This is a genomic window from Aeromicrobium flavum (genome assembly GCF_007992115.1).
Lineage (GTDB): Bacteria > Actinomycetota > Actinomycetes > Propionibacteriales > Nocardioidaceae > Aeromicrobium > Aeromicrobium flavum.
Genome location: NZ_BJZQ01000025.1, coordinates 1 through 23,798, shown reverse-complemented (window position 1 = coordinate 23,798; position 23,798 = coordinate 1). Strand labels below are relative to the sequence as shown.

The window sequence follows — 23,798 nt, the reverse complement described above, 5'->3', positions numbered from 1 at the left end:
CCACTCGGCGAGTGGCGGGCGTTCTTGCGCCACTCGACTGTGCGGGCCGCGCCCTTGATACCGGTACCCCCTAGGGGTATGGTGAGGTCATGAGCCACGAACATCCCGGGTACGCCGAGGACAAGGCGGCCGTCCTGAAGCGACTGGCGCGGATCGAAGGTCAGGTCCGCGGCATCAACCGGATGGTCGAGGCCGACACGTATTGCATCGACGTGCTGACCCAGATCAGCGCGACCACCAAGGCCCTCGAGGCCGTCGCCCTCAAGCTGCTCGACGAGCACCTCGCCCACTGCGTCGCCGACGCCGCGGCGAAGGGCGGACCCGAGGCCGACCAGAAGATCAAGGAAGCGTCGGACGCCATCGCGCGTCTGGTGAGGAGTTGAGCGCCATGAGCACCACCGCCACGTACACCGTCACCGGCATGACCTGCGGCCACTGCGCCGCCGCCGTCACCCAGGAGGTCACCGCACTGCCCGGCGTCGAGGATGTCTCCGTCGACGTCGCGACCGGTGCGGTCACCGTCACCAGCGAGGCCCCGCTCGACGAGACCGCGGTCGCCGCGGCCGTCGACGAGGCCGGCTACGCCCTGGCGGGTCCGCGCGACCTGCCGCTGATCTGATGAGCACCGACACGGGTCAGCCGACCACCTACCGACTCGACATCGGCGGCATGAGCTGCACCTCGTGCGCCATGCGCATCGAGAAGAAGCTCAACCGGCTCGAGGGCGTCGAGGCCAGCGTCAACTACGCCACCGAGAAGGCCACCGTGCGCGCGCACGGCGAGATCGACCCCCAGTCGCTCGTCGAGACGGTCGAGAAGACCGGCTACACCGCGCACGTCCACGACCCCCACGCCGGACACGACCAGCACGCGGCCCACGGCGGCCTGCACTCGGCCGAGTCGATGCGCAAGCGGCTCGTCGTCGCGACGATCCTGAGCGTCCCGGTCGCGGCGATCTCGATGATCTCCGGGCTGCACTTCGACGGGTGGCCGTGGCTCATGCTGCTGCTCACCACGCCCGTCGTCGTGTGGTGTGCGTACCCGTTCCACTGGTCGGCCTGGCTCAACCTGCGCCACGGCTCGGCCACGATGGACACCCTCGTCAGCATGGGCGTCGGCGCGGCGTACGTGTGGTCGCTCGTCCAGCTCTGGCAGGGCGTCACGGGCCACGGCGTCGACCACGGCCACTACTACTTCGAGACCGCCGCCGCCGTCACGACGTTCATCCTCGCCGGGCACTACCTCGAGGCCAACGCCAAGAACCGGTCCAGCGCCGCCCTGCGCGCCCTGATGGACCTCGGCGCCAAGCAGGTCACCGTCCTGCGCGACGGCCGCGAGGTGGAGATGCCCGTCGAGGAGCTCCACGTCGGCGACACCTTCGTCGTCCGCCCGGGCGAGAAGATCGCCACCGACGGCGAGGTCGTCGACGGCGGGTCGGCGGTCGACGAGTCGATGCTGACGGGTGAGTCCGTCCCGGTCGACGTCGCGGTCGGCGACACCGTCACCGGGGCCACGGTCAACCAGTCCGGGCGTCTCGTCGTCCGCGCCGAGGCCGTCGGCCAGGACACCCAGCTGGCCCAGATGGCCCGCCTCGTCGAGGAGGCCCAGGAGGGCAAGGCCGAGGTCCAGCGCCTCGCCGACCGGATCTCCGCGTGGTTCGTGCCGGGGGTCATCGTGATCGCCGCCGTCACCTTGCTGGTGTGGCTGCTCGTCGCGCCCGGCGTCGGCGCGTTCGAGGCGGCCGTGGCCGTGCTGATCATCGCCTGCCCGTGCGCCCTCGGCCTGGCCACGCCCACCGCGCTCATGGTCGGCACCGGCCGCGGCGCGCAGCTGGGCATCCTCATCAAGGGCCCGCAGATCCTGGAGTCGACCCGCGCGGTCGACACGATCGTGCTCGACAAGACCGGCACGATCACCACCGGCACGATGACCGTCTCCCACGTCGATCCCGTCCGCGGCGTCGACGAGGACGAGCTGCGCCGGCTCGCCGCCGCGGTCGAGTCGCCGTCGGAGCACCCCGTGGCGCGGGCGATCGCCGCCCTCCACCCGGGCACGCCCGTCACGGACTTCCGGAACCACCCGGGCCAGGGCGTCGAAGGGCTCGTCGAGGGCCACCGGGTCCGCGCCGGACGACCCTCGTGGATCGGCGCCCGCGACCGTGCCGACCGCACGGGCACCGTCATCGCGGTCTCTCGCGACGACCGCGTGCTCGGCACGATCACCGTGGCCGACCGCGTCAAGGACTCCTCGCGCCAGGCCGTCGCCGACCTGCGCCGACTCGGGCTCGAGCCGATCCTGCTCACCGGCGACAACGAGCGGGTCGCCGCCGCCGTCGCGGAGGAGGTCGGGATCGATCGCGTCCACGCCGAGGTGACCCCGCAGGACAAGCTCGACGTCGTGCGCGCGCTGCGCGACGAGGGCCGTGTCGTCGCGATGGTCGGCGACGGTGTCAACGACGCCGCCGCGCTCGCGGGCGCCGACCTCGGCATCGCGATGGGCACCGGCACCGACGTCGCCATCGCGGCCAGCGACCTGACGCTCGTGCACGGCGACCTGGCCACGGCGGTCACCGCGGTCGAGCTGTCGCGGGCGACCCTGCGCACCATCAAGGGCAACCTGTTCTGGGCGTTCGCGTACAACGTCGCGGCGATCCCGCTGGCGGCCCTGGGCTTCCTCAGCCCGATGATCGCCGGCTTCGCGATGGCGGCCAGCTCGGTGTTCGTCGTCACCAACTCGCTGCGGCTCCGGCGCTTCGGTCACTGACCCGCCCCGGGCCGCCGCGCCCCCACTCCACTTTTGGTCCCAGATTCACCTCGATCCCGCTCAACGAGGTGAATCCAGTTCCAAAAGTGGAGTGGGGGCGGAGGTCGGTCCCGGCGGGGGCAGCGGGCATCGGGGGTGCGGGCATGACACGATTCCCGATATCGCGGCGGCGCCTCGGGGTGCCGCCACCTACGAGGGGGATCCCATGAACGTTCGCAAGCCCGCCGCCGCACTCGCTGCCGTGGCCCTGTCCTTCGGTCTCACCGCCTGTGGCGGCGGCGGCCAGTCCGTCGCCGACGCCTGCAAGGTGGCCGAGAAGGAGGTCAAGGACGCCATGGGCGACCTCGGCAGCCTGAACCCGTCCGACACCGACAAGGCCACCGAGTCCATCTCCTCGATGGGCGACGCCCTGAAGAAGACGGAGAAGAAGCTCGAGAACGCCGAGGTCAAGGACGCGGTCGGCGACCTGTCGACCTCGTTCGACAAGCTCGAGACGTCCTTCGCCGACCTGAAGGCCGCCGGCCAGGACACCGAGAAGCTGACGAAGGTGTCCGAGCAGATGACCACGCTCTCCAGCGACATCCAGAAGAAGGGCGAGAAGCTCGACGAGCTCTGCGGCTGATCCGCAGCCACCCGCCTGATGACGCCGCGGAGTCCCTCACGGGGCTCCGCGGCGTCGTCGTGCGTGGAGGCGGCCGTCGGGTGCCCGGATTAGGCTGGGCAGCATGCCTGTGCTCACCGTGACCGGATCCCTGCTCGTGCGCGACGCCTCCGACATCCCGCCCGGCGCGGTCGCCACGGTGAAGGTCGTCGACGACGCCGGCGAGGTGCTGGCGGCGGCGGCCTTCGAGGCCGAGGAGTTCCCCGCGCCCTTCACCGTCACCCTGGACGACGAGATGGTCACCGGCGACCTGTTCGTGTGGGCCCTGCTGCGCGCAGGCGACGCCGGCTGGGGCACGCTCGAGCTCGTGCCGGCCGACCTCGGCACCGTCGAGCTGAACCGGATCGGGGACTGACGACGTGCCACGGCCGGGCCCCGCGGTCACTCACCTCAGTGACGCCGAGATCGCCGCGAACAACAGCCCGGTCCTGCGCCGCATCACCGCCCTGCTGCGCCCCTACCGCGCCAAGATGGCCGCGGTCGGGGTCATCGTCGTCCTGTCGGCGCTGCTGACCTCGATCGTCCCGTTCCTCACCCAGGCCGTCTTCGACCGTGCGCTCTTCGGCGACGGCGGCCCCGACCTGGGCCTGCTGGGCTGGCTCGTGGCCGGCATGTGCGCGCTGCCGATCCTGGCGTCGATGCTCAACATCGCGCAGAACTGGCTGACCTCCACCATCGGCAACTCGGCGATGGCCGACCTGCGCAGCGAGCTGTTCTCGCACCTGCAGAAGATGGAGCTGGCGTTCTTCACCACGACCAAGACCGGCGCCATCCAGTCGCGGCTGGCCAACGACGTGGCCGGCGTGCGCACCGTGCTGACCGACACGGCCACCTCGATCCTGCAGAACACCGTCACCGTGACGGCGGCATTCATCTCGATGGTCATCCTGTCGTGGGAGCTGACGATCCTCACGGTCATCCTCATGCCGCTGTTCATCTGGCTCCAGCTCAAGGTGGGCCGGCGCCGCCAGCAGCTCGCGCGGCGCACGCAGGAGAACCTCTCGGAGATGACGGCGATCACCGAGGAGTCGCTGAGCGTCTCGGGAATCCTGCTGGCCAAGGTCTTCAACCGCAGCAAGTCCGAGGCCGAGCGCTACCGCAGGGCCAACCTCGAGCAGACGCGCCTGCAGGTCGAGCAGGCCATGACCGGCCGGCTGTTCTTCGCCACCGTGCAGACCTTCTTCGCGATCACGCCGGCGATCATCTACCTCGTCTCCGGCTTCATCATCGCGGGGACGCTGCCCGGTGGGGCCGAGTCGCTCACCGCGGGCACGCTGGTCGCGTTCACCACCGTCCAGGCGCGGCTGCAGATGCCGCTGCTGCAGCTCATGCGCGTCTCGCTCGACGTGCAGACGTCACTCGCCCTGTTCCGCCGCATCTTCGAGTACCTCGACCTCGAGCCGGCGATCGTCGACCGCCCGGACGCGCGCACCGTCACCCCCGCCGACCTGACCGGCACGATCGAGTTCCGCCACGTGTGGTTCCGCTACCCCGAGCCGCGCGCCCTCACCGGCGACACGAGCAAGGACCGCTTCGGCGACTCCTCCGGCCCGGTCGACGCCGCGTCCACCGCCGCCGACGACGCGTGGGCCCTGACCGACCTGTCGTTCACGATCGAGGGTGGCCAGATGGCCGCCATCGTGGGTCCGTCGGGTTCGGGCAAGACCACCGCCACGTACCTCGTGCCGCGGTTCTACGACGTCCAGCGCGGCCAGGTGCTGATCGACGGGATCGACGTCCGCGACATCACGCTGTCGTCGCTGGCCGACTGCGTCGGGATGGTGACGCAGGAGCCCTACCTCTTCCACGGCACCATCCGCGAGAACATCGCCTACGCCAAGCCCGGCGCCAGCTCCGACGAGATCGTCGCGGCCGCCACCGACGCCAACATCCACGACCGGATCATGAGCTTCCCCGACGGCTACGAGACCGTCACGGGCGAGCGCGGCTACCGGCTGTCCGGTGGCGAGAAGCAGCGCATCGCGATCGCGCGCGTGCTGCTGAAGAACCCCCGCATCCTCATCCTCGACGAGGCCACCAGCGCACTCGACAACGAGACCGAGCGCCTCGTGCAGGAGGCGCTCGAGCGGGCCACCACCGGGCGCACGACACTCGCGATCGCGCACCGGCTCAGCACGATCCAGAACGCCGACGTCATCTTCGGGCTGGTCGACGGCCGCGTCGTCGAGCAGGGCACCCACGCCCAACTGGTCGACGACCCCGACGGGCTGTACGGCCGGCTGTACCGCGAGCAGTTCTCGAGCCGGCGTGCCGAACCCGAGGCGACCCGTGCGGCCGGCGCCGTGGGCTTCCTCCGCGCCGATGTCTCCCTGTGATTGCAGGGGCGCGAAAGAAAGTCGTGGCCTAGGCCGCCACACCCTGCCAGAATCTGGCCATGACCGGCGTCTACGTGGTGACCGCGGTGCTGGTCCTGCTGTCGGTCCCGCTGATCCGGCACCACCGCTCGGCCGTCTCGGTGCCCGTCACGATCATGGTCCTGTCCGTCGCCGGCTGGAACCTGGCCCGCGCCGTGCGAGGTCCCGAGGACACCGAGCCGAGCCTCATCGTCGCGGTCAACGTCCTGCTGTGCCAGATCTGCGCCGCCTCCTTCTACGTGGCGGCACGGCGCCTCGTCCACGGCCGCTGGAATCCGCCGGTCTGGGTGTGGCTCGTCCCGGTCACCGTCGGTGCGGCCACGTTCCTCGGCATGCTCCCCCGCTTCGGCATCACCGACACCGACCCGTACTACGGCAGCCCGGTCTTCGTGGCCCACCTCGCCTACACCTTCGCCCTCCTGGGCGCGGGCGTCCTGACGCTCAGCACGCGCCAGCACGACTCCTCCCGGCACGTCCGCCGCGCCGTCGTCGCGATCCAGGGCGGCGCCGTCCTGGTGCTGACCTTCCAGGCCCTGTTGCCCGAGCTGACCTCCCTAGCCGTCGCCGTCGTCGCCCTCGTCATGGTCTGGAGCACGAACTACGTCAAGGCGTGGTCGCGCTCGGCCTCGCGCGCCGACCGTCTGCTCGACTCGATCGGCGTGTTCATCTTCGTCGTCGACCGCCAGGGGATGCTGCAGGACTGGAACGGCCCGGCCGCGAGCCTGTTGCGCCTGACCGGGCACACCGCCGCGCACGGACTCGACCTGAACGACGCACTCGGCATGCCCGTGCCCTTCGTCGACGAGTCGTCGGTGACGCTGCGGATCCAGGGCGGCGAGCTGCGCACCGCGGTGTCGGTCCACGCGGTCGACCCGCTGTCGCTCGACAGCGACCGGGTCCTGATGTTCCGCCCGGTCCGTTCGTCGGTCGAGAGCTCGTCGTTCCCGACCGTGTCGGGCGCCCTGAAGGGGCACGACCCGGCCACCCAGACGCTGGGTCGCAAGGCCGCCCTCGAGCAGCTGCGCACCGCCGCGGTCGAGGGCAAGCAGGTGCTGCGCGTCGACGTCGTCCCCCGCACCGCGCGCCGGGCCGACGAGGCGATGTTCCTCATGGCCCGGCGCATGGAGGCGCGGTCCGAGGAGTTCGGGTACTCGAACATGCCGTGGGCGCGGCTCGACACGTGGACCCTCATCCTGGTGCTCGTCGATCCCACGTACGAGGGCGTGCCGTCGCGCGTCCCCATCGACGACGTCGGCGTCGAGCTGGTCGTCTCGTACCTGAGACCCGCGGCCGCCGAGTCGCCGGAGGCGTTCGTGCAGCGCGTGTCCGCGCAGCACTACGACCGCGACTCCGCCCAGGGCTGACGCCCCGGACGGCTCAGCCCTCCTCCGACTCCCGGCGACGGCGCGCGAAGCCCACGAGGCCCAGGCCCGTGCCGAGGGCCAGCACGCCGAACGCGCCGGCTGCCGCGGCCGGTCCGCCCGCATCGGGCAGCCCACCGTCCCGGGGCTGGACCCGCTCGTGCCGGTCCTCCTCGACCGACCGGTCGACATCGGCGGTCTGCTCGGGCTCGACAGGCTCGACAGGCTCCGCCGGCACCGTGGGGTCGGTCGGCACGGTCGGCTCGGTGGACGGAGCGGGCTCGGTCGGCACGGTCGGCTCGGTGGACGGAGCGGGCTCCGTCGGCTCGGTGGGCGGAGTCGGCGTGACCTCCGGCGCGGGCTCGGTCGTCACGACGGACCCGACCGCTCCGGACTCGACACCGGTCGAGACCCCAGCGACCGGGTCCTCACCGCGCGCGGTCGCGTCGGAGACGATGGTGCCTCGCTCCGTGTCCGCGTCGGTGACGACGTACGGCGCCGACGCCGTGCACGTGGCGGTCTCGCCCGGGGCCAGCGTCGCCGGACGGCAGGTGACGGTGATCCCCTGCCCGGCCAGGTTGCGGTCCGTGACCGTCACGTCCTTGAGCGTCACGTCGCCCTCGTTGGTCACCTCGTAGGTGTACGTGACCTCGTCGCCGGCGTCGATCCGGCCGTTGCCGTTCGTGTCCTCGACCTCGGTCCGCGTCACCAGCTCCAGCTTCGGCCGGGCGACGGGCACCGACGTCACGACGTTGGACCTCGCGGTGATGGGAGTCCCCGTCCTGCGCACGACGCCGCCACTGTGGGCGCTGTTCTCGATGACGCGCGCCTGCACGTCACCGGCGGTCACGACGTAGCCCCTGGTGCTCAGGCAGGTGGTGGACTGGCCCGGTGCGAGCGTCGGTCCGCCGACGCTCAGGGCTGACGCCACGACACCCACCCGGCTCATCGGCACCGGGCAGTCGATCGCGACGCCCTGCGCGGCGAGCCGCCGGTCCTCGACGGTGACCCCGTCGATCGCGACGGTGCCCGCGTTGGCGACGTCGAACGCGTAGAACACCACGTCGCCGGCGTTCAGCCGGTCGTCACCGTTCACGTCCTCCCAGGACGCGATCCGCGTGACGACGCCCAGCGCGGGAGTCGGCGCCAACGGGGTGACCAACTCGGCCGAGGGGGCGGACCGGACCGGCGAGCCCGTCGGCGCGAGGGCCGAGGCCGAGGCGCGCATGACGGCACGGCCGACCTCCACCTGCGACTGGGTGACCGGCACGGGGCCCGAGACGCAGGTGGCCGAGGCACCCGGCGACAGGACGGCCGGAGCGCAGGCGAGTACGGCGCCGAGGGCGTCGGCGACCTCCACGTCGCGGAGGGACACGTTGCCCGTGTTCCTCACGTCGTAGCGGTAGGTGACGGTGTCGCCGGCGCTGTCGCGGCCGTCGCGGTCGGCATCGACCAGGGTCGAGACCGCGGCGTCGACCAGGGTCACGCGCGGCCGTGCCGTGATCGTGACGACCGTCTCGGGCGCGGCGTCCGTGATTGCGTCGCCTGCCGGGTCGACGCCGTGCCCGGTGGCCGTGTTCGCGACCTCGCCGGCGTCCACGTCGGCCTGGGACACCCGCACGGTCGCCGTGCAGATCGCCTGCTCGCCCGGAGCCAGTCGCACGACGTCGCACACGTAGGTCAGACCGAGCCCGTCGAACACGACCACACGGTCGACCGTCACGTGACCCGTGTTCTCCACGGTCGCCGTGTAGGCGATCTCGTCGCCCACCTTCTCCGGCGCCCCGGAGGCCACGACGGTGGTGGTCAGCTCGGCATCGGCCGGGATCGCGGTGGTGTCGGGGCCGGACACGTCGGAGACCGGATCGCCCGACGGGTCGACGCCGTGACCGGTGGCCGTGTTCGCGACCTCGCCGGCATCCACGTCGGCCTGGGACACCCGCACCGTCGCCGCACACGTCGCCTTCTCGCCCGGAGCCAGCCGCGCGACGTCGCACACGTAGGTCAGACCGAGCTCATCGGTCACGACCACACGGCCGACCGTCACGTGACCCGTGTTCTCCACGGTCGCCGTGTAGGCGATCTCGTCGCCGGCCTTCCTCGGCGTGCCCGACGACGCGAGCGTCGTCGCCACGGCGGCTGCGGTGAGGATCGGGGCGCGGACGGAGTTGGAGCGCCCCGCGACCGGTGCGCCCGCGGGCGTGCGTGCGGCCGCGGCCGCACGGTTCAGGACCTCGGTGGCGTCGACGTCGCCCTGCGTGACCGTGTAGGTCGCCGTGCAGCGCACGGTCTCTCCCGGCGCCAGCTCGGTGGCGTCACAGCTCAGGGTGTCGTCCAGGTCGTCGGTGACGGTCAGGTCGTCCACCGTGACGTTGCCGGTGTTCCCCACCGTGTACGCGTAGGTGATCGTGTCCCCCGCCCGCGTGACGGCGGTCGTCGACTGATCGAGCGTCACCGTGAGGGCGGCGCCGGCGACGATCGCCACCGTCGCCGCCGGCGCGTTGTCGCCGACGGGGTCGCCGGACGGGTCCACGCCGGCGCCGGTGGCGCGGTTGTCGACCTCGCCGGCGTTGACCTCGGCCTGGGTGACGCGGTCGGCGGCGGTGCAGGTCGCCAGGTCGCCGGGCGCGAGCTTCGCGGCGGTGCACGTGTAGGCGTTGCCCAGGACGTCCGTGACGACGACCCGCTCGACCGTGACGTTGCCCGTGTTCTCGACCGTCGCGGTCCAGGTGATGACGTCGCCGGCCTTCGTGGGCGAGCCTGAGGGGACGAGCGTGGTCTCGAGCTCGGCAGCCGCCGGGATCGTCGTGTCCACGTCGGCCGCGCTGACGACCACGGGATCGCCCGCGGGGTCATCGCCGCGCACCGAGCCGCCGTTCTCGACGGCGCCCGCGTCCACGTCGGCCTGCGTGACCGGGTAGGTCGCCGCGCAGGTGGCGCGCTCGCCCGGCGCCACCGTGCTGACGTCGCAGGCGTAGGCCAGGCCGAGGTCGTCGGTGACGACCAGGCCGTCGACCGTCACGTTCCCCACGTTCTCGACGGTCATCGCGTAGGCGATCGGGTCGCCGGCCCTCGTGGGCGTACCGGAGTCGAGCAGCGTCGCGCTCAACCCGGCGCGCGAGGTGATCGACGTCGTGACCTGGGCACTGCGATCGGAGACGGCGTCACCGGACGGGTCCTCGCCCGCTCCGGCGGCGATGTTGACGACCTCGCCGGCGTCCACGTCGGCTTGGGAGACGCGGTGGATCGCGGTGCACGTCGCCTTCTCGCCGGGCTCCAGCACGGTCACGTCGCACGCGTAGGTGGTGCCCAGGTCGTCGGTCGCGACGAGGTGGTCGACCGTGACGTTGCCCGTGTTCTCGACCGTGGCCGTGTAGGCGATCTCGTCACCCTGCTTCGTCGGCGAGCCCGCGGCGACGACGACGGTCGTCAGCTCGGGATCGGCCGCGATCGTCTTGACGACCGGGCGCGAGTCGTCGTCGACGTCCGCGCCACGCGCCGGCTTCGCGGTCACGGAGGCCGTGTTGTCCACGCGGCCCCTGTCGACGTCGGCCTGCGTCAGCGCGCGGGTCGACGAGCAGAGGATCGTCGCGCCCGGGGCGATGGTCGTGGCACACGTGATCGTGGTGCCCAGCGTGTCCGTGACCTCGACGTCGTCCAGCGTGAGGTTGCCCGAGTTCTGGACGGAGTAGAGGTAGAGGATCCCGTCGCCGGCCTTCGTCACCGCGGCGGCGGACTGGGACAGCTCGATCACGACCGAGGCCGAGGCGGCGATCGCCTTCTCCACCTCCGCGGAGTCGTCCTCGACCGCCGCGTCCCGCGGGTCGCGAGCGGCGCCGGTGGCCGTGTTGACGACCTTGCCGGCGTCCACGTCGGCCTGCGTCACCACGTGGGAGGACGTGCACGTCGTGGTCGCGCCGGGCGCGAGGGACGCGGACGGGCAGCTCACCGTGGTGCCGAGGGCGTCCGTGACGGCGAGTTTCGTCAGCGACACGTTGCCGGCGTTCCGCACCGCGTACGTGTAGGCGATCACCTGACCCGCGGCCGTGATGGCGGCCGGGCCGTGGGCGAGCGTCACGTCCAGCACGGGGGCCGCCGCGATCGTCTTCTCCACCTCCGCGGAGTCGTCCTCGACCGCCGTGTCGCGCGGGTCCAGGCCCGTGGCCGTCGCCGTGTTGACGACCGTGCCGGCATCCACGTCGGCCTGGGTCACCGCGTACGACGACGTGCAGGTGGCCGACCGTCCCGGTGCCACCGCGGCGGCGCCACACGTGATCGTGGTGCCCAGCGTGTCGGTGACCCGGATCGTGTCGACCGTGACATTGCCCGTGTTCTGGACGGCGTAGCTGTAGGTGAACACGTCGCCGACCGCGACCACCGCACCCGAGGACAGGGTCAGGGTCGTCGTCAGGGCGGCGTTCGGCGCGATCGTCTTCTCGACCTGCGTCGACGTGTCCGCCACCGCCACACCCGCAGGCGTGCGGGCCGCGCCCGAGGCCGTGTTGACGACCCGCCCGGCGTCCACGTCGGCCTGCGTCACCGCGTAGGAGGACGTGCACGTCGTGCTTGCGCCGGGCGCGAGCGTGGCGGTCGGGCAACTCACGGTGGTGCCCAGCGAGTCCGTCACCGCGAGGTCGGCCAGTGACACGTTGCCGAGGTTCTGGACCGCATGGGTGTAGGTGATCGTCTGACCCGCAGCCGTGATCGCTCCCGCACTCTGGGTGAGGGCGACGTCGAGCTGGCCCGCGGCTGCGATCGGGGTGGTCACCTGCCGGGTCGAGGTGGGGTCGACGGTGATCGCGACGGCGCCCGGACCCGTGCCGGTGGGCGCAGCGGTGTTGACGACCGTGCCGGCGTCAACGTCGCCCTGCGTGACCGTGTACTGGTCGGCCGAGCACGTCGCGGAGGCGCCCGGCGCCAGGGTCGTGGGCGAGCAGGCCGCACCCGCCACCTGCGGATCGTCCACGCCGACACCCGTGACGGTCGTGTTGCCCGTGTTGGTCACGGCGAACGAGTACGAGATCTTGTCGCCCGCCTTCGCCGGGGCACCCGAGGCGGAGTTCACGATCTTCAGCCTCGGCGCACGCGCGATCGGGGTGACCGTCGACGTGGACGAGGTCGCGTCCGTCACCAGCGTGAGACCCGACAGCGGCGTCCCGACCACGGCGGCGGTGTTGCGCACCGTGCCGGCGTCGACGTCACCCTGGGTCACGACGTACGGGGTCGCCGTGCAGGCCGCCGTCGCTCCCGGCGCCAGCGTCGTCGGCGAGCACGACTCCCCCGTCACCAGCGGGTCGTTCACGCCGACCCCGGAGACGGTCGTGTTGCCCGTGTTGGACACCGAGAAGCCGTAGGTGATCCGGTCGCCCGCCTTCGCCGGCGCACCCGACGCCGACTTCACGATCTTGAGCATCGCGTCGCGGGTGATCGGGGTGACCGTCGACCTCGACGACGTCACGTCCGTCGTCAGCGTGAGGCCCGTGAGCGGCGTGCCCACCACGGTCGCGGTGTTGCGCACCGTGCCGGCGTTCACGTCGCCCTGGGTCACGACGTACGGGGTCGACGTGCAGGTCGCGGAGGCGCCCGGCTTCAGGGTCGTCGGCGAGCAGGACTCCCCCGTGACCAGCGGGTCGTTCACGCCGACCCCGGAGACGGTCGTGTTCCCGGTGTTGGTCACGACGAACGCGTAGGTGATCCTGTCGCCCGCCTTCGTCGGGGTGCCCGACGCCGACTTCACGAGCTTCAGCTGCGCGTCGCGCGCGATCGGGGTGACCGTCGACAGGACCGACGTGGGTGCGGTCGTCAGCGTGAGGCCGGTCTGGGGCGTGCCGGACACCCCCGCGACATTGCGCACCGTTCCGGCGTCGGCGTCGGCCTGGGTGACGGTGTACGCGGGGGCGGTGCAGGTGGTGCTCCGGCCGCCGCCCAGCGACGTCGCCACGCAGGTCACGGCGTTCGCGCCGAGCAGCGGATCGGTGAGCCTGATGCCGCTGACCGTGGTCGTCGCGGTGTTGGTGACCTTGAACGCGTAGGTGATCGTCTCGCCGGCCCGGGCGGGCGATCCGGTCGCGGTCTTCTCGAGCTTGAGCTGGGCGCGATCGGGAAGGTTGACGAAGCCGCCCGCCGTGGCCGTGACCCGGGTGCTGCCGTACGTGGCGTTGACCGTGGCGGTGCCGCCGTAGTCGCGGTAGATCAGGTCGGCCTCGTCGATGGTCCAGGTCGCGGTGCACGTCGTCGTGGCTCCCACGGCGAGCGTCTTCGCGCAGGTGAAGGTCTGGCCCGGGAACTGCTGGTCGGTCAGCGTGACGGCCGTCAGGTCCGTGTTGCCGGTGTTCGAGATCGTGTAGGTGTAGGCCACCTGGTCGCCGAGGTGGGCCGGCTGGCTGGTCGTGGTCTTCGTCAGGCTGATCCTCGGGTCGGCCTTGGGCGTGTTCGTGAACGTGCAGGTGATGTTCGCGTTGATGCCCTGGGTGTTGGCCGCCGGGACGGTCATGGTTCCCGTCGTTCCCGCTCCGGACGCGATCACCGCTCCGGTGTCGACGTTGACGCACTTGTAGGTGGAGACGTAGTCCGCCAGGACAGCGCCCGCTGACGCCGTCTCGGTGATCGTGTAGGTGACACCCGGCAGCACGAGGGTCGGTCCGGCGATCTCGGACGCGCCCGTCTGCAGGCCGACGTCGGTCCCGGTCGTGGTTCCGCTGAGCGTCGTCATGTCGCTGCCACTGAGGCTCACCGTGAACTGGTCGGTCGACTTCTTCCGCGCGACGATCTCCTTGACGACGTTGTCCATGACGCCCGGGGTGGCGCACGATCCCAGGTCGTTGAAGGTGGTCGTGCCGGTGCTCAACGTGGCCTTGACCGAGCCGTCCGTCGGACTCAACCGGTACATGGTCGTCCCGTACGTCACGTAGATGTACCCGTCCGAGCCGAACCCGATCCCCGGGTACTGGGTGCCGTTCGGGTCCAGTTCCGTGATCTGCTTGCCGGTCTGGGCGCCGCCGGTCGACAGCTGCGCCGCGGTGAAGCGCACGAGCTTGTTCGTGTAGCCGGTCCCGGACGTGGTGTAGACGACGTAGGCGTTGCCGCGCGAGTCGAAGGCGAGGTCGGATCCGGTGCCGTCGGCGATGCCGGTGGTCGACGTCATCGCCGACTCGACGGTCACCGGGCTCGTCGCCGTGAGGTCGACGTTGTAGTACCGCAGCGTCCCGCCGGACACCGTCTCGAACCAGTAGCGACCCGTGAGCGGGTTGAACGCGCCGCCGACGATCGTGTCGCCGCTGACAAGGCCGCGGATCTCCTTGAAGACGCCGGCCGTGCCGTACTTGTAGAGGTTCGCGCGTCCCTCCGCGTTGATCGTCCCCATCGCGTAGACGGCGTCGCCACCCGGTGCCACGGCCACCGCGTTGACGTTGGCGGAGAAGACGCCGACCAGTGTCCGCGTGGTGCTCGTCGCCCCCGGGACGATCTTGTGGAGCTCGTCGTCGACCGTGCCGTAGAGCGCGGTGGAGCAGGCGTAGTCGCCCGCCGCGGCGGTCGCCGGCGCGGCCTTCGTGACGGCAGGCAGCACGGCCAGCAGCGCCGCGACCATCAGCCCCGCGAAGAGGAAGGAGAACAGCCGGCGGGGAAGCGAGGGGGTCACGGCGGACTTTCGGGGGAGGGAGTTCACGAGCTCTTCAGGACGCGACGGACGCACTGCAGGCCGTCCTCGTCCCCGTCGTGGAGGTCGGTGAGCTCGACGTCGGCGGAGTCGCCGGCGGCCAGGTCGTAGGTCTGGGTCTTCTCGCCGACGACGGCGTTGCCCTTCGTCTCGATGACGGTGAACGTCACCTCGAAGGTCGCCTTCGCGTCGGTGGTGTTGGTGAGCTTCGCGGTGCCCCGCCAGACGCCGTCCTTCGGACGGCAGCGGAAGCGGCTCAGCATGTCGACGGCACCGACCGGCTGCTCGAGCTCGGAGTCCTCGATGCCGCTGGGGACGGTGGAGGTCGCCTCCGGCGGCGTGGTCGCCGCGTCCTTCGAGCCGTCGCCACCGCAGGCGGCGGTGCCGAGAACGGCGATCAGGGCCAGCGCGAGCAGGGCGCGGCGAGGACGCGAGGGCGTCGACATGGGGTGCTCCTCCGTGCGCTTCGCAGCGCAGATCCCGAGACGGGGGACCACCGCGGGAACGGGTGGTCTCGCCTCATCGTGGGAGGTGAAGCACGACAAATGTCCAAGAGCGGAGAAAACCGTCCGGAATGACTACCCGAACTGGACCAAGGTGTCATGACGGACGCCACACGAGGCACCTGAGGCGCGGTGCGCCCCAGCGGCCTCAGGCGGCCGCCGGGCGGCCCGACGGCTAGAGCGCCAGGCCCACGTACTTCGTCTCGAGGTACTCCTCGATGCCCTCGTCGCCGCCCTCGCGACCGAAGCCCGACGCCTTGAGGCCGCCGAACGGCGCGGCCGGGTTGGACACGACGCCCTGGTTGATGCCGACCATCCCGGTCTCGAGGCCCTCGTACACCTTGATGGCGCGCGAGTAGCTCTGCGTGAACGCGTACGCGACGAGGCCGAACTCGGTGTCGTTGGCCATCGCCAGCGCCTCGTCGTCGTCGGAGAAGGTGAAGATCGGGGCGACGGGGCCGAAGATCTCCTCGCGCCACATCCGGGCCCCGGCGGGGACGCCGGTCAGGACGGTGGGCGGGTAGAAGTAGCCGGGACCCTCGGGCACCTCGCCACCGGTGAGGACGGTCGCGCCGCGCTCCTTGGCGTCGTCGACGAGCTCGGCCACCTTGTCGCGCTGCTTGGCCTCGACCAACGGGCCGATCGGCGCGTCAGCCATCTTCTGGGCGAAGCGGGTCGAGAACTCCTCGGCCAGCGACTCGTGGACGATGAACCGGTTGGCGGCCGTGCAGGCCTCGCCGATGTTGCGCATCTTGGCGAGCATCGCGCCCTCGACCGCCTTGTCGAGGTCGGCGTCCTCGAAGACCAGGAACGGGGCGTTGCCGCCGAGCTCCATCGACACGCGCAGCACGCCCTCGGCCGACTGCTCGATGAGCGAGCGGCCGACCTCGGTGGAGCCGGTGAACGTCAGCTTGCGCAGGCGCGGGTCGCGGATGAGCGGCTCCATGACGTCGCCGGTGTGCGTCGTCGTGACGATGTTCAGCACGCCGTCGGGCAGGCCGGCCTCAGCCATGATCTCGCCCAGGCTCAGCATCGTCAGCGGCGTGAGCGCCGCCGGCTTGACCACCATCGTGCAGCCCGCCGCGACGGCCGGGCCGATCTTGCGGGTGCCCATCGCGAGCGGGAAGTTCCACGGCGTGATCATCAGGCACGGACCGACCGGCTGCTTGAGCGTCAGCAGGCGCGTGGCGCCGTTGGGCGCGACGGCGTGACGACCCGAGATGCGCACGGCCTCCTCGGCGAACCAGCGGAAGAACTCGGCGCCGTAGGCGATCTCGGTCTTGGACTCAGCGATGGGCTTGCCCATCTCGGCGGTCATCTGCTCGGCCAGCTCGTCGGTGCGGTCGGTGATGATCTCGAACGCGCGGCGCAGGATCTCGCCTCGGTCGCGCGGCGCGGTGGCCGCCCACTCGGCCTGCACGGCGACCGCCGCGTCGAGCGCGGCCTTGCCGTCGGCCACGGAGGCGTCGGCCACCGTCGCGAGGGTCTCGCCCGTCGCCGGGTTCTCGACCTCGAACGTCGCGCCACCCTCGGCGTCGCGCCACTGACCTGCGATGAAGAGCTGGTTCGCCATGGCGATGACGCTACTACCCCTGTCCGTGGCACTCGAAAGGTGAGACGCTGCGACATGGTCCGAACCCTGCGCGCATGGTTCCGTCCCACGTGGCCCGGGCTGTCGGGCGCCTTCGTCCTGGCGCTGCTGTCGCTGACTCCCTCCCTGCTCCCGCGCCCCGCACTGTTCCAGGGACTGGTCACCGGCGTCACCGCGGCGATCGGCTACGGCCTCGGCGTCGCCCTGGCGTGGGTGTGGCGGGCGTTCGCCGACCGGGAGGCGCGACAGCCGTCGGCGCGCACCTGGTGGCGGTCCCTCGCGGTCTTCGCCGTCGTCCTGCTCGTCGCGGACGTGCTCAGCGTCCGGCACCAGGACCGGATCCGCGCCCTGATGGGCCTGGGGGACGCGAGCTGGTGGCGCTTCGTCACCGTGCCGCTGGTGGCGGTGCTCGTGTTCTGCCTGCTCGTGGCCGCCTCCCGCGGGCTGCGCCGGGCCGCTCGATCCCTGTCCGCGTTCCTCGGCCGGCACATCGGGCCGCAGGCGGCGCGGGCGGTGGGGTTCCTCTCCGTCGCGGCCCTGACCTTCTTCACCCTGAGCGGCCTGGTCTACGACAACGCCATCGAGGCGGTCGACGCGTCGTTCGCCCTCGGCGACCGCCAGGTCTCCGCTCGCCTCGATCCGCCCACCAGCACGCTGCGATCGGGCAGTCCGGACTCGGCCCTGGAGTGGGACGACCTCGGCCGCCAGGGCCGCCGCTTCGTCGCGCGCGGACCCAGCGGTGCCGAGATCGCCGAGTTCACCGGCCGGCCCGCCCTCGACCCCGTTCGCGCGTACGCCGGGACGGCCAACGCCGAGGACGTCGAGGAGCGCGCCCGCCTGGTCGTCGAGGACCTCGAGCGGGCCGGCGGGTTCGAGCGGGCGAATCTCCTGGTCGCCGGGACCACCGGCTCGGGCTTCATCGAGCCCAGCGCCGCGAACTCCTTCGAGTACCTCACCGGCGGCGACTCGGCGATCGTCTCGATGCAGTACTCGCACCTGCCGTCCTGGGTCTCGTTCCTCGTCGACCAGCGCGCCGCCCGCCATGCCGGCCGCGCGCTGTTCGACGCCGTCTACCAGCGGTGGTCGGCCCTGCCGCCCGGCGACCGACCCCGGCTGTACCTCTTCGGCGAGAGCCTCGGGTCGTTCGCGCTCGAGACCGCGTTCAGCGGCGAGGCCGACCTGCGCAATCGGACCTCGGGCGGGCTGTTCGTGGGCCCGCCGAGCTTCAACAGCCTGTTCACCGAGTTCCGCGAGCTGCGGGACGCGGGCAGTCGCGAGATCGAGCCGGTCTTCCGCCAGGGCCGCACCGTCCGCTTCACCACCGATCCGTGGCGGCCGACGATCCCCACGTCCGAGCCGTGGGACGGGCCGCACCTGCTCTACCTCGTGCACGCCTCCGACCCGATCACGTGGTGGAGTCCCGACCTGGTCTGGAACCGGCCGGACTGGCTCGAGGAGCGGCGCGGCAGGGACGTCGCCGACGCGATGCGGTGGTACCCGATCGTCACGTTCTGGCAGACCTCGGCCGACATGGCGGTCGCGATGGCGGTGCCGTCCGGGCACGGCCACGACTTCGTCGGCGAGCACGTGGCGGGCTGGGCCGCCGTGCTCGAGCCCGCGGGCTGGACGAAGGCGGACCTCAGGCGGCTGCAGCAGCAGCTGCTCGACGCGAACGCCGCCAACGACGGGGTGCCCCCGTCACTGCAGGACGACTGAAACCGTCAGCGCTCCCGCGGATCGCGGAGCTCGCGGACGCGAGTGACGACGAACCAGCCGCAGACCACCACGACGGCGAGGATCACCAGGCGCTGGAACCAGTCGGCGTACGGCTCGATGACGTGCCAGTTCTCGCCCAGGGTGAAGCCGGCGCCGACGAAGATCGAGTTCCAGACCAGGCTGCCGGCCGTGGTGAGCGCCAGGAACACGGCGAAGTTCATCCGCTCGACGCCCGCCGGGATCGAGATGAGGCTGCGGAAGATCGGCACCATGCGACCGAAGAACACCGCCTTGGTGCCGTGCCTGGCGAACCAGGCCTCGGTGACCTCGAGGTCGCGGATCTTCAGCAGCGGCGTCTTGGCGAAGACCCACTCGGTGCGGTCGCGACCGAAGAGCCGGCCGAGCCAGTACATGATGCAGGCGCCGATGACCGATCCGGCGGTGGTCGCGAACATCGCCCCGGCGAGCGAGAAGCGGCCCTGACTGGCCGCGAGGCCCGCCATCGGCAGCACGATCTCGCTGGGGATCGGGGGGAAGAGGTTGTCCAGGCCGACGGCGAGAGCGGCCCCGAAGAGGCCCATCTTGTCCATCAGGTCGACCATGAACCCCGCGAGGCCGTCGATCTGCTGGTCGCCAGCCTGTGTCATCACCCGGCAGAGCATAACGAGGGGCGCGCGACCTGTCGTCGATCCCAGGGGGCGGGTACCGTCGCGCAGGTGCATCGATGGCGGAAGGTCCTCACGGCCGCCGGCGTGGCTGTGCTGCTGACGACCCTCGTGACGGCGTGCGAGGGCGACGACCCGACGCCGGACGCCGAGTCGGTCGAGCCTGCCGAGTCGAAAGGGCTGACGGTCGCCGCGCGCGACGACGCCGTCGCGGTCTCACGGTTCCTGTTCGAGTCCGCCTCGGCCGTGGTGCTGGTGCCGGAGAACGCCCGGCAGACCGACCTCGCCCGGGCCATCGATCTGCGCGTGCCCGCCCTCCCTGACACCGAGGCAGGACGCGCGGAGGCGAAGCGGCTCGGCGCACGCATCCTCACGAAGGACGACGAGGCCGGCGAGCCCGCCGAGGAGATCGAGCGCCGGGCCTCGACGACGATCGCCACCACGGGCAACCCGTCGTCGACGCTGCTGCACCTGGCGGACCTCGGCGACTCGAATCTGACGAGGATCGCCGTCGATCCGCGCCGGGACAGGACATCGGTCAAGCGCCTCCGCCGCGATCCGGAGGGCCCGCTGCTCGCCCTCGGCGCGAACGACTACGCCACGCACGTGGTGCGCGCGAACGCGCAGGCCGTCGGCGGCGGCTGGTTCGCGACGCGTGACAAACACCTGCTCGCGCTGTACGGGCACCCGTCCGGACCCGCGCTCGGCGTGCTCGGCGAGCAGGGCACGAAGGCCTCCGTCCAGCGGGTGCGCCGGCTCGTGCGCTCGTACCGGAAGGTCGCGCCGGACGCGACGTTCGTGCCTACGCTCGAGATCATCACGACGGTCGCCAACTCGGCCGAGGGACCCCGCGGCGACTACTCCGCGCGCACGAAGGTCGAGGACCTCGAGCCGCTCGTGGACGCCGCCGAGCGGGCGGGCGCCGTGGTGATCCTCGACCTGCAGCCCGGTCGCTCCGACTTCCTGTCGCAGGCCAAGGAGTACCGCTCGCTGCTGCGCCGCCCGCACGTGGGCCTGGCGCTCGACCCGGAGTGGAAGCTGGGCCCGAAGGGCAGGCCCCTGCAGCGGATCGGTCACGTCGACGTCCGCGAGGTGAACCGCGTCTCGGCGTGGCTCGCCGCGCTGACGCGCCGGCACACGCTCCCGCAGAAGGTGTTCGTGCTGCACCAGTTCCAGACGCAGATGATCCGCGGCCGCGAGCGCTTGCGGACGCATCCCGAGCTCTCGACGGTCATCCACGTCGACGGCCAGGGCCCGCCCGGCGCGAAGTTCAGCACCTGGGGCGTCATCCGCAAGGACGCGCCGCGCGGAGTCGCCTGGGGATGGAAGAACTTCGTCGACGAGGACGAGCCGATGCTGACGGTGGCCCAGACCTGGCGTCAGGTGCGCCCGCGTCCGGCGCTGATCACCTACCAGTGACGGCGGCGGTCATCCGCTCCAGGATCCGCTCCAGCCGCTCGGGACTGGTGCCGAAGTTCAGTCGTGCGAACGTGCCGGACTCCACCGGCGTGTGCGCGGTGAAGTCGAGGCCCGGCGCGAGCCGCACCCGCCCGCGCTCGAGGATCGCCCCGGCCGGGTCGGCCGCGACCGGCGTGCCGGCGAAGTCCAGCCACGCGAGGTAGGTCGCCTCGGCAGGCCGCACCCCCACACCGACCTCGGCGGCCCAGGCACTGACGGTGTCGCGGTTGCGCCGCAGCACCGCCAGCAGGTCGGCCAGCCACGCGTCGCCCTCGGTCCAGGCGGCCACCGCGGCCGCCCGCGAGATCGTGCTCACCCCGCCGAGGTAGGCGAACGGCAGCGCCGCCAGCGGCTCGCGCACCCGGGCGGCACCGAGGTGTGCGACGGCGCAGTGCAGGCCGGCCAGGTTGAACGCCTTCGACGCGGACGTGACCGTCACCGTGCGGTCCTCGACGTCCGGGCCGAGGGACGCGAACGGGACATGCCGACCATCGTCGAGGGCGAGGTCGGCGTGGATCTCGTCGGCCAGGACCACGAGGTCGAGCTCGGCCGCGGCGTCGGCGATCACGCGCAGCTCCTCCTCGCCGAGCATCCGTCCGAGCGGATTGTGGGGGTTGACGACCACGACGAGGGAGACACGCTCGCGCCGCCACAGGTCGCTCAGTTCGGCGGCCGTGGCGCCGAACGGCATCGGCACGATGCGGCGGCCGGCCTCCGCGATCGAGTTCAGGAACACCGGGTAGCTCGGGACGTGCAGCGCGATCCCGTCACCCTCCCCCGTGACGAGTTCGGCCACGACCTGGAACGCCTGGATGACGTCGGTGAAGAGCCGACCCCGGCCCGGTGCGGGCGTCCAGCCGCACCGATCGGCCATGCGGCGCTCGAAGGCGGCGACGAGCGGGTCGAGCGCCTCGAAGTCGGGGTAGCCGACCTCACCACGGGCCAGCCGGTCGTGCACCGCCCGGGTCACCACCTCGGGCACGCGCACGTCCATGTCGGCCACCCATGCGGGCAGGACGTCGGACGGCGTGGTCGTCCACTTGAGGCTGTCGCGGGCGCGGAGGGCGTCGTCACCGAGGTCGAACACGCGCCCAGTCCATCACGCGCCGTTGAACGCCGTCAGTCGGTCAGGGCGCGCGTCGACTGCCACGCGGTCTGCGCGACGAGCAGCACGATGGCCACGATCGCGATGACCAGGGCCGTCGTCGACTCGCCCGCCACGGCGGCGATGATCCCGATGAGCGCCCACACCACGGCCGCGGCATACCCGGGGCTGCGCGGCATCAGCAGGTTGGCGCCGAGCGCGAAGACCACGGCGCCGACCAGCAGGGCGAACTGCCAGCCGCGGATGTCCGGGTCGGCGATGTCGAGCTCGATCGCGCCGGTGCCCAGATTGAGGAACACCGCGGCGCTGACCCAGCCGGCGTAGACACCGGAGGCGGCGCGCGCGAGCCAGGTGATCCAGGCCGGGTCCCGCAGACGGGCACTCGCCGCGATCCTGGCCGCGTCGATCGCGAAGCAGGTCATCACCGCCAGCACGAGGAACGTCAGCCAGCTGATGGCCACCGCCGACACCGCGATCCACACGGTGGCGCCGACGTACAGGGCGATCAGGTCGATGAGGAACCGGCGACTGCCGACGCCGTCGCCACGCCAGAGCGTCACGACGGCGTGGGCCAGCGCGAGGAGGTAGATCAGGCTCCAGATCGAGAACGCCCAGCCGGCCGGCGTGATGAGCAGCGACTCGCTGTCGTCGCCGGGCTGCGACACGTCGGCCACGGTCTGGACGATGGGGGCGACGATCTGGGCGATGGCCGCGGCGAGCAGTACCCAGCCGAGCCGCCGGTCGGTGTGGACGTTCGTCGAGGTCATGCCTCCACGCTAGGTGCGCCGGACCGGGCCCGCATGGCGCCGACGCGGCCGATCAGGCGGTCGGGAACCGCACCTCGGCGACCTCGCGCGGCGCGAACGCGGTGTCGAAGGCCCGCTCGTTCGGCTCCCAGACCTCGGCCCACAACTGGTCGTGGTCGCGGCCGGCCGCCCGGTCCCGCTCGCGCCCGCGACCGGTGGCGGTCTCCAGATCGACGTCGCACCAGACCGTCAGGTCCAGCGCGGGGAGGGCGTCGGGGTGGAACAGGCCGACGAGGTCGACCACCATCACGTCGGCCCGCGGCACCGGCTTGGGGTCGGCGAGGGCTCCGGCGTCCCAGTCGAACCGGCGGAACTCGCTCGGGCGCTCCTCGCGGAACGGGAGCAGCACCTCGGCCACCAGCCGCTCGCGCTCGACGCCGTCCCAGTCCGGCGAGTGACGGTGCGACCGGTACGGGTCGAGGAAGTCGTCGCCGCGCATCCGCACCGCGTCGGGCAGCGCCTCGACCAGCGCACGCGCCAGCGTCGACTTGCCCGAGCCGCCGTAGCCGGAGATCCCCACGACGATCGGGCGATCGGCGGCGGCGCGCCGGGCGAGGACGAGATCGGCGAGCTCCCTGAAGTCCATCGCTGGTCATCGTAGGCGCTCGCGGCCTACGGTCGGTGGCATGACCGACGACGTGGTCCTGCGCTACACCCGGACCTACCCGCTGGAGGTGCGCGACGGCTTCGAGCGGCTGCTCGCCCTCGAACTCCCGGTGCTGTTCGACCGCCGGTACGGCGCGATCCCACCCATCACCGAGGTGCGCGACCAGGACGGGCCGTGGCGCACGCCCGGCCAGACCCGCACGATCGTCCTCGCCGATGGTGGCACCCTGCGCGAGGAGCTGACGGCGGTCGAGAGCCCGACGCGGTTCACCTACCGGATCTCGGGCATCACCGGCCCGATGAAGCAGCTGATCTCGTCGCTCGAGGGCGCGTGGACGTTCGAGCCGGCGGGCACCGGCGTCCGGATCGGCTGGACCTGGCGGGTGCACCCGGCTGGGCGCCTCGGCCGGGTCGCGATGCCGGTCTTCGGCCGGATGTGGCGCGGCAACGCGCGGCAGGCCTTCGACAACATCGAGAGCCTGCTGGTCCCGTAGGCCGGCCCGTCGTCGCCGAGTGGCGCAGAAGTGCCCG

17 protein-coding genes are annotated in these 23,798 nt (G+C 71.8%); 10 read left to right on the top strand and 7 right to left on the bottom strand.

Annotated features, from left to right (window positions below; translation table 11 throughout):
• The first annotated feature begins 89 nt into the window (after positions 1–89).
• From AFL01nite_RS14960 to AFL01nite_RS14930, 7 genes are all read left to right on the top strand, one after another.
• Positions 90–383: a metal-sensitive transcriptional regulator gene (locus tag AFL01nite_RS14960; RefSeq protein WP_146828790.1), complete on the top strand. Its 294-nt coding sequence runs from the start codon at positions 90–92 to the stop codon at positions 381–383.
• A 5-nt stretch (positions 384–388) separates the two neighbouring features.
• Positions 389–619, top strand: a complete 231-nt coding sequence (locus AFL01nite_RS14955) for a heavy-metal-associated domain-containing protein (protein ID WP_146828788.1) — start codon at positions 389–391, stop codon at positions 617–619.
• Positions 619–2,763, top strand: coding sequence for a heavy metal translocating P-type ATPase (locus AFL01nite_RS14950; protein WP_146828786.1), 2,145 nt, complete (start codon positions 619–621; stop codon positions 2,761–2,763). The genes AFL01nite_RS14955 and AFL01nite_RS14950 overlap by 1 nt, the downstream gene beginning before the upstream one ends.
• A 205-nt stretch (positions 2,764–2,968) precedes the next feature.
• Positions 2,969–3,385, top strand: a complete 417-nt coding sequence (locus AFL01nite_RS14945) for a hypothetical protein (RefSeq protein WP_146828784.1) — start codon at positions 2,969–2,971, stop codon at positions 3,383–3,385.
• A gap of 103 nt (positions 3,386–3,488) precedes the next feature.
• On the top strand, positions 3,489–3,779 hold the full coding sequence (locus AFL01nite_RS14940; protein WP_146828782.1) for a YbaY family lipoprotein: 291 nt from the start codon (positions 3,489–3,491) through the stop codon (positions 3,777–3,779).
• 4 nt (positions 3,780–3,783) lie between these two features.
• Entirely contained in the window at positions 3,784–5,760 is a 1,977-nt protein-coding gene (locus tag AFL01nite_RS14935; protein WP_222593555.1) for an ABC transporter ATP-binding protein, read from the top strand.
• Positions 5,761–5,819: 59 nt separating this feature from the next.
• The gene (locus AFL01nite_RS14930) at positions 5,820–7,163 is read left to right on the top strand and encodes a histidine kinase N-terminal 7TM domain-containing protein (protein WP_146828780.1); all 1,344 of its coding nucleotides are present in this window, start codon (positions 5,820–5,822) and stop codon (positions 7,161–7,163) included.
• Between the two features lie 13 nt (positions 7,164–7,176).
• On the opposite strand, the gene AFL01nite_RS14925 is transcribed toward AFL01nite_RS14930, so the two are convergent.
• The 3 genes from AFL01nite_RS14925 to AFL01nite_RS14915 form a co-directional block, all read right to left on the bottom strand.
• Positions 7,177–14,799 carry a CLIPPER-2 domain-containing protein gene (locus AFL01nite_RS14925; protein ID WP_146828778.1) on the bottom strand — a complete coding sequence of 2,541 codons (7,623 nt, stop codon included), beginning with the start codon at positions 14,797–14,799 and terminating at the stop codon, positions 7,177–7,179.
• Positions 14,800–14,822: 23 nt separating this feature from the next.
• Entirely contained in the window at positions 14,823–15,263 is a 441-nt protein-coding gene (locus tag AFL01nite_RS14920) for a hypothetical protein (protein ID WP_146828776.1), read from the bottom strand.
• A 232-nt stretch (positions 15,264–15,495) separates the two neighbouring features.
• Positions 15,496–16,893 (bottom strand): NAD-dependent succinate-semialdehyde dehydrogenase, encoded by a 1,398-nt coding sequence (locus AFL01nite_RS14915; protein ID WP_146828774.1) that lies wholly within the window; start codon positions 16,891–16,893, stop codon positions 15,496–15,498.
• A 54-nt stretch (positions 16,894–16,947) separates the two neighbouring features.
• On the opposite strand from AFL01nite_RS14915, the gene AFL01nite_RS14910 reads away from it, so the two are divergent.
• Positions 16,948–18,627, top strand: a complete 1,680-nt coding sequence (locus AFL01nite_RS14910) for an alpha/beta hydrolase (protein ID WP_146828772.1) — start codon at positions 16,948–16,950, stop codon at positions 18,625–18,627.
• A gap of 5 nt (positions 18,628–18,632) precedes the next feature.
• Here the strand turns inward: AFL01nite_RS14910 and AFL01nite_RS14905 are convergent, their stop codons facing one another.
• Positions 18,633–19,274, bottom strand: a complete 642-nt coding sequence (locus tag AFL01nite_RS14905) for a DedA family protein (protein WP_246119743.1) — start codon at positions 19,272–19,274, stop codon at positions 18,633–18,635.
• Positions 19,275–19,343: 69 nt separating this feature from the next.
• Between AFL01nite_RS14905 and AFL01nite_RS14900 the strand changes: the two genes are divergently transcribed.
• Complete coding sequence (locus AFL01nite_RS14900) at positions 19,344–20,711, top strand: hypothetical protein (protein ID WP_146828768.1); 1,368 nt, start codon at positions 19,344–19,346, stop codon at positions 20,709–20,711.
• Here AFL01nite_RS14900 and AFL01nite_RS14895 read toward each other — a convergent pair.
• The 3 genes from AFL01nite_RS14895 to AFL01nite_RS14885 are packed head-to-tail and all read right to left on the bottom strand — an operon-like array spanning position 20,698 to position 23,247.
• Positions 20,698–21,837: a MalY/PatB family protein gene (locus AFL01nite_RS14895; RefSeq protein ID WP_222593553.1), complete on the bottom strand. Its 1,140-nt coding sequence runs from the start codon at positions 21,835–21,837 to the stop codon at positions 20,698–20,700. The two genes, AFL01nite_RS14900 and AFL01nite_RS14895, sit on opposite strands and share 14 nt — an antisense overlap.
• Positions 21,838–21,869: 32 nt before the next feature.
• Positions 21,870–22,622 carry a TspO-related membrane protein gene (locus AFL01nite_RS14890; RefSeq protein WP_146828766.1) on the bottom strand — a complete coding sequence of 251 codons (753 nt, stop codon included), beginning with the start codon at positions 22,620–22,622 and terminating at the stop codon, positions 21,870–21,872.
• A gap of 52 nt (positions 22,623–22,674) precedes the next feature.
• Entirely contained in the window at positions 22,675–23,247 is a 573-nt protein-coding gene (locus AFL01nite_RS14885) for a uridine kinase family protein (protein ID WP_146828764.1), read from the bottom strand.
• 40 nt (positions 23,248–23,287) lie between these two features.
• Between AFL01nite_RS14885 and AFL01nite_RS14880 the strand changes: the two genes are divergently transcribed.
• Positions 23,288–23,761 carry an SRPBCC family protein gene (locus AFL01nite_RS14880; protein WP_146828762.1) on the top strand — a complete coding sequence of 158 codons (474 nt, stop codon included), beginning with the start codon at positions 23,288–23,290 and terminating at the stop codon, positions 23,759–23,761.
• The last annotated feature ends 37 nt before the right edge of the window (positions 23,762–23,798 follow it).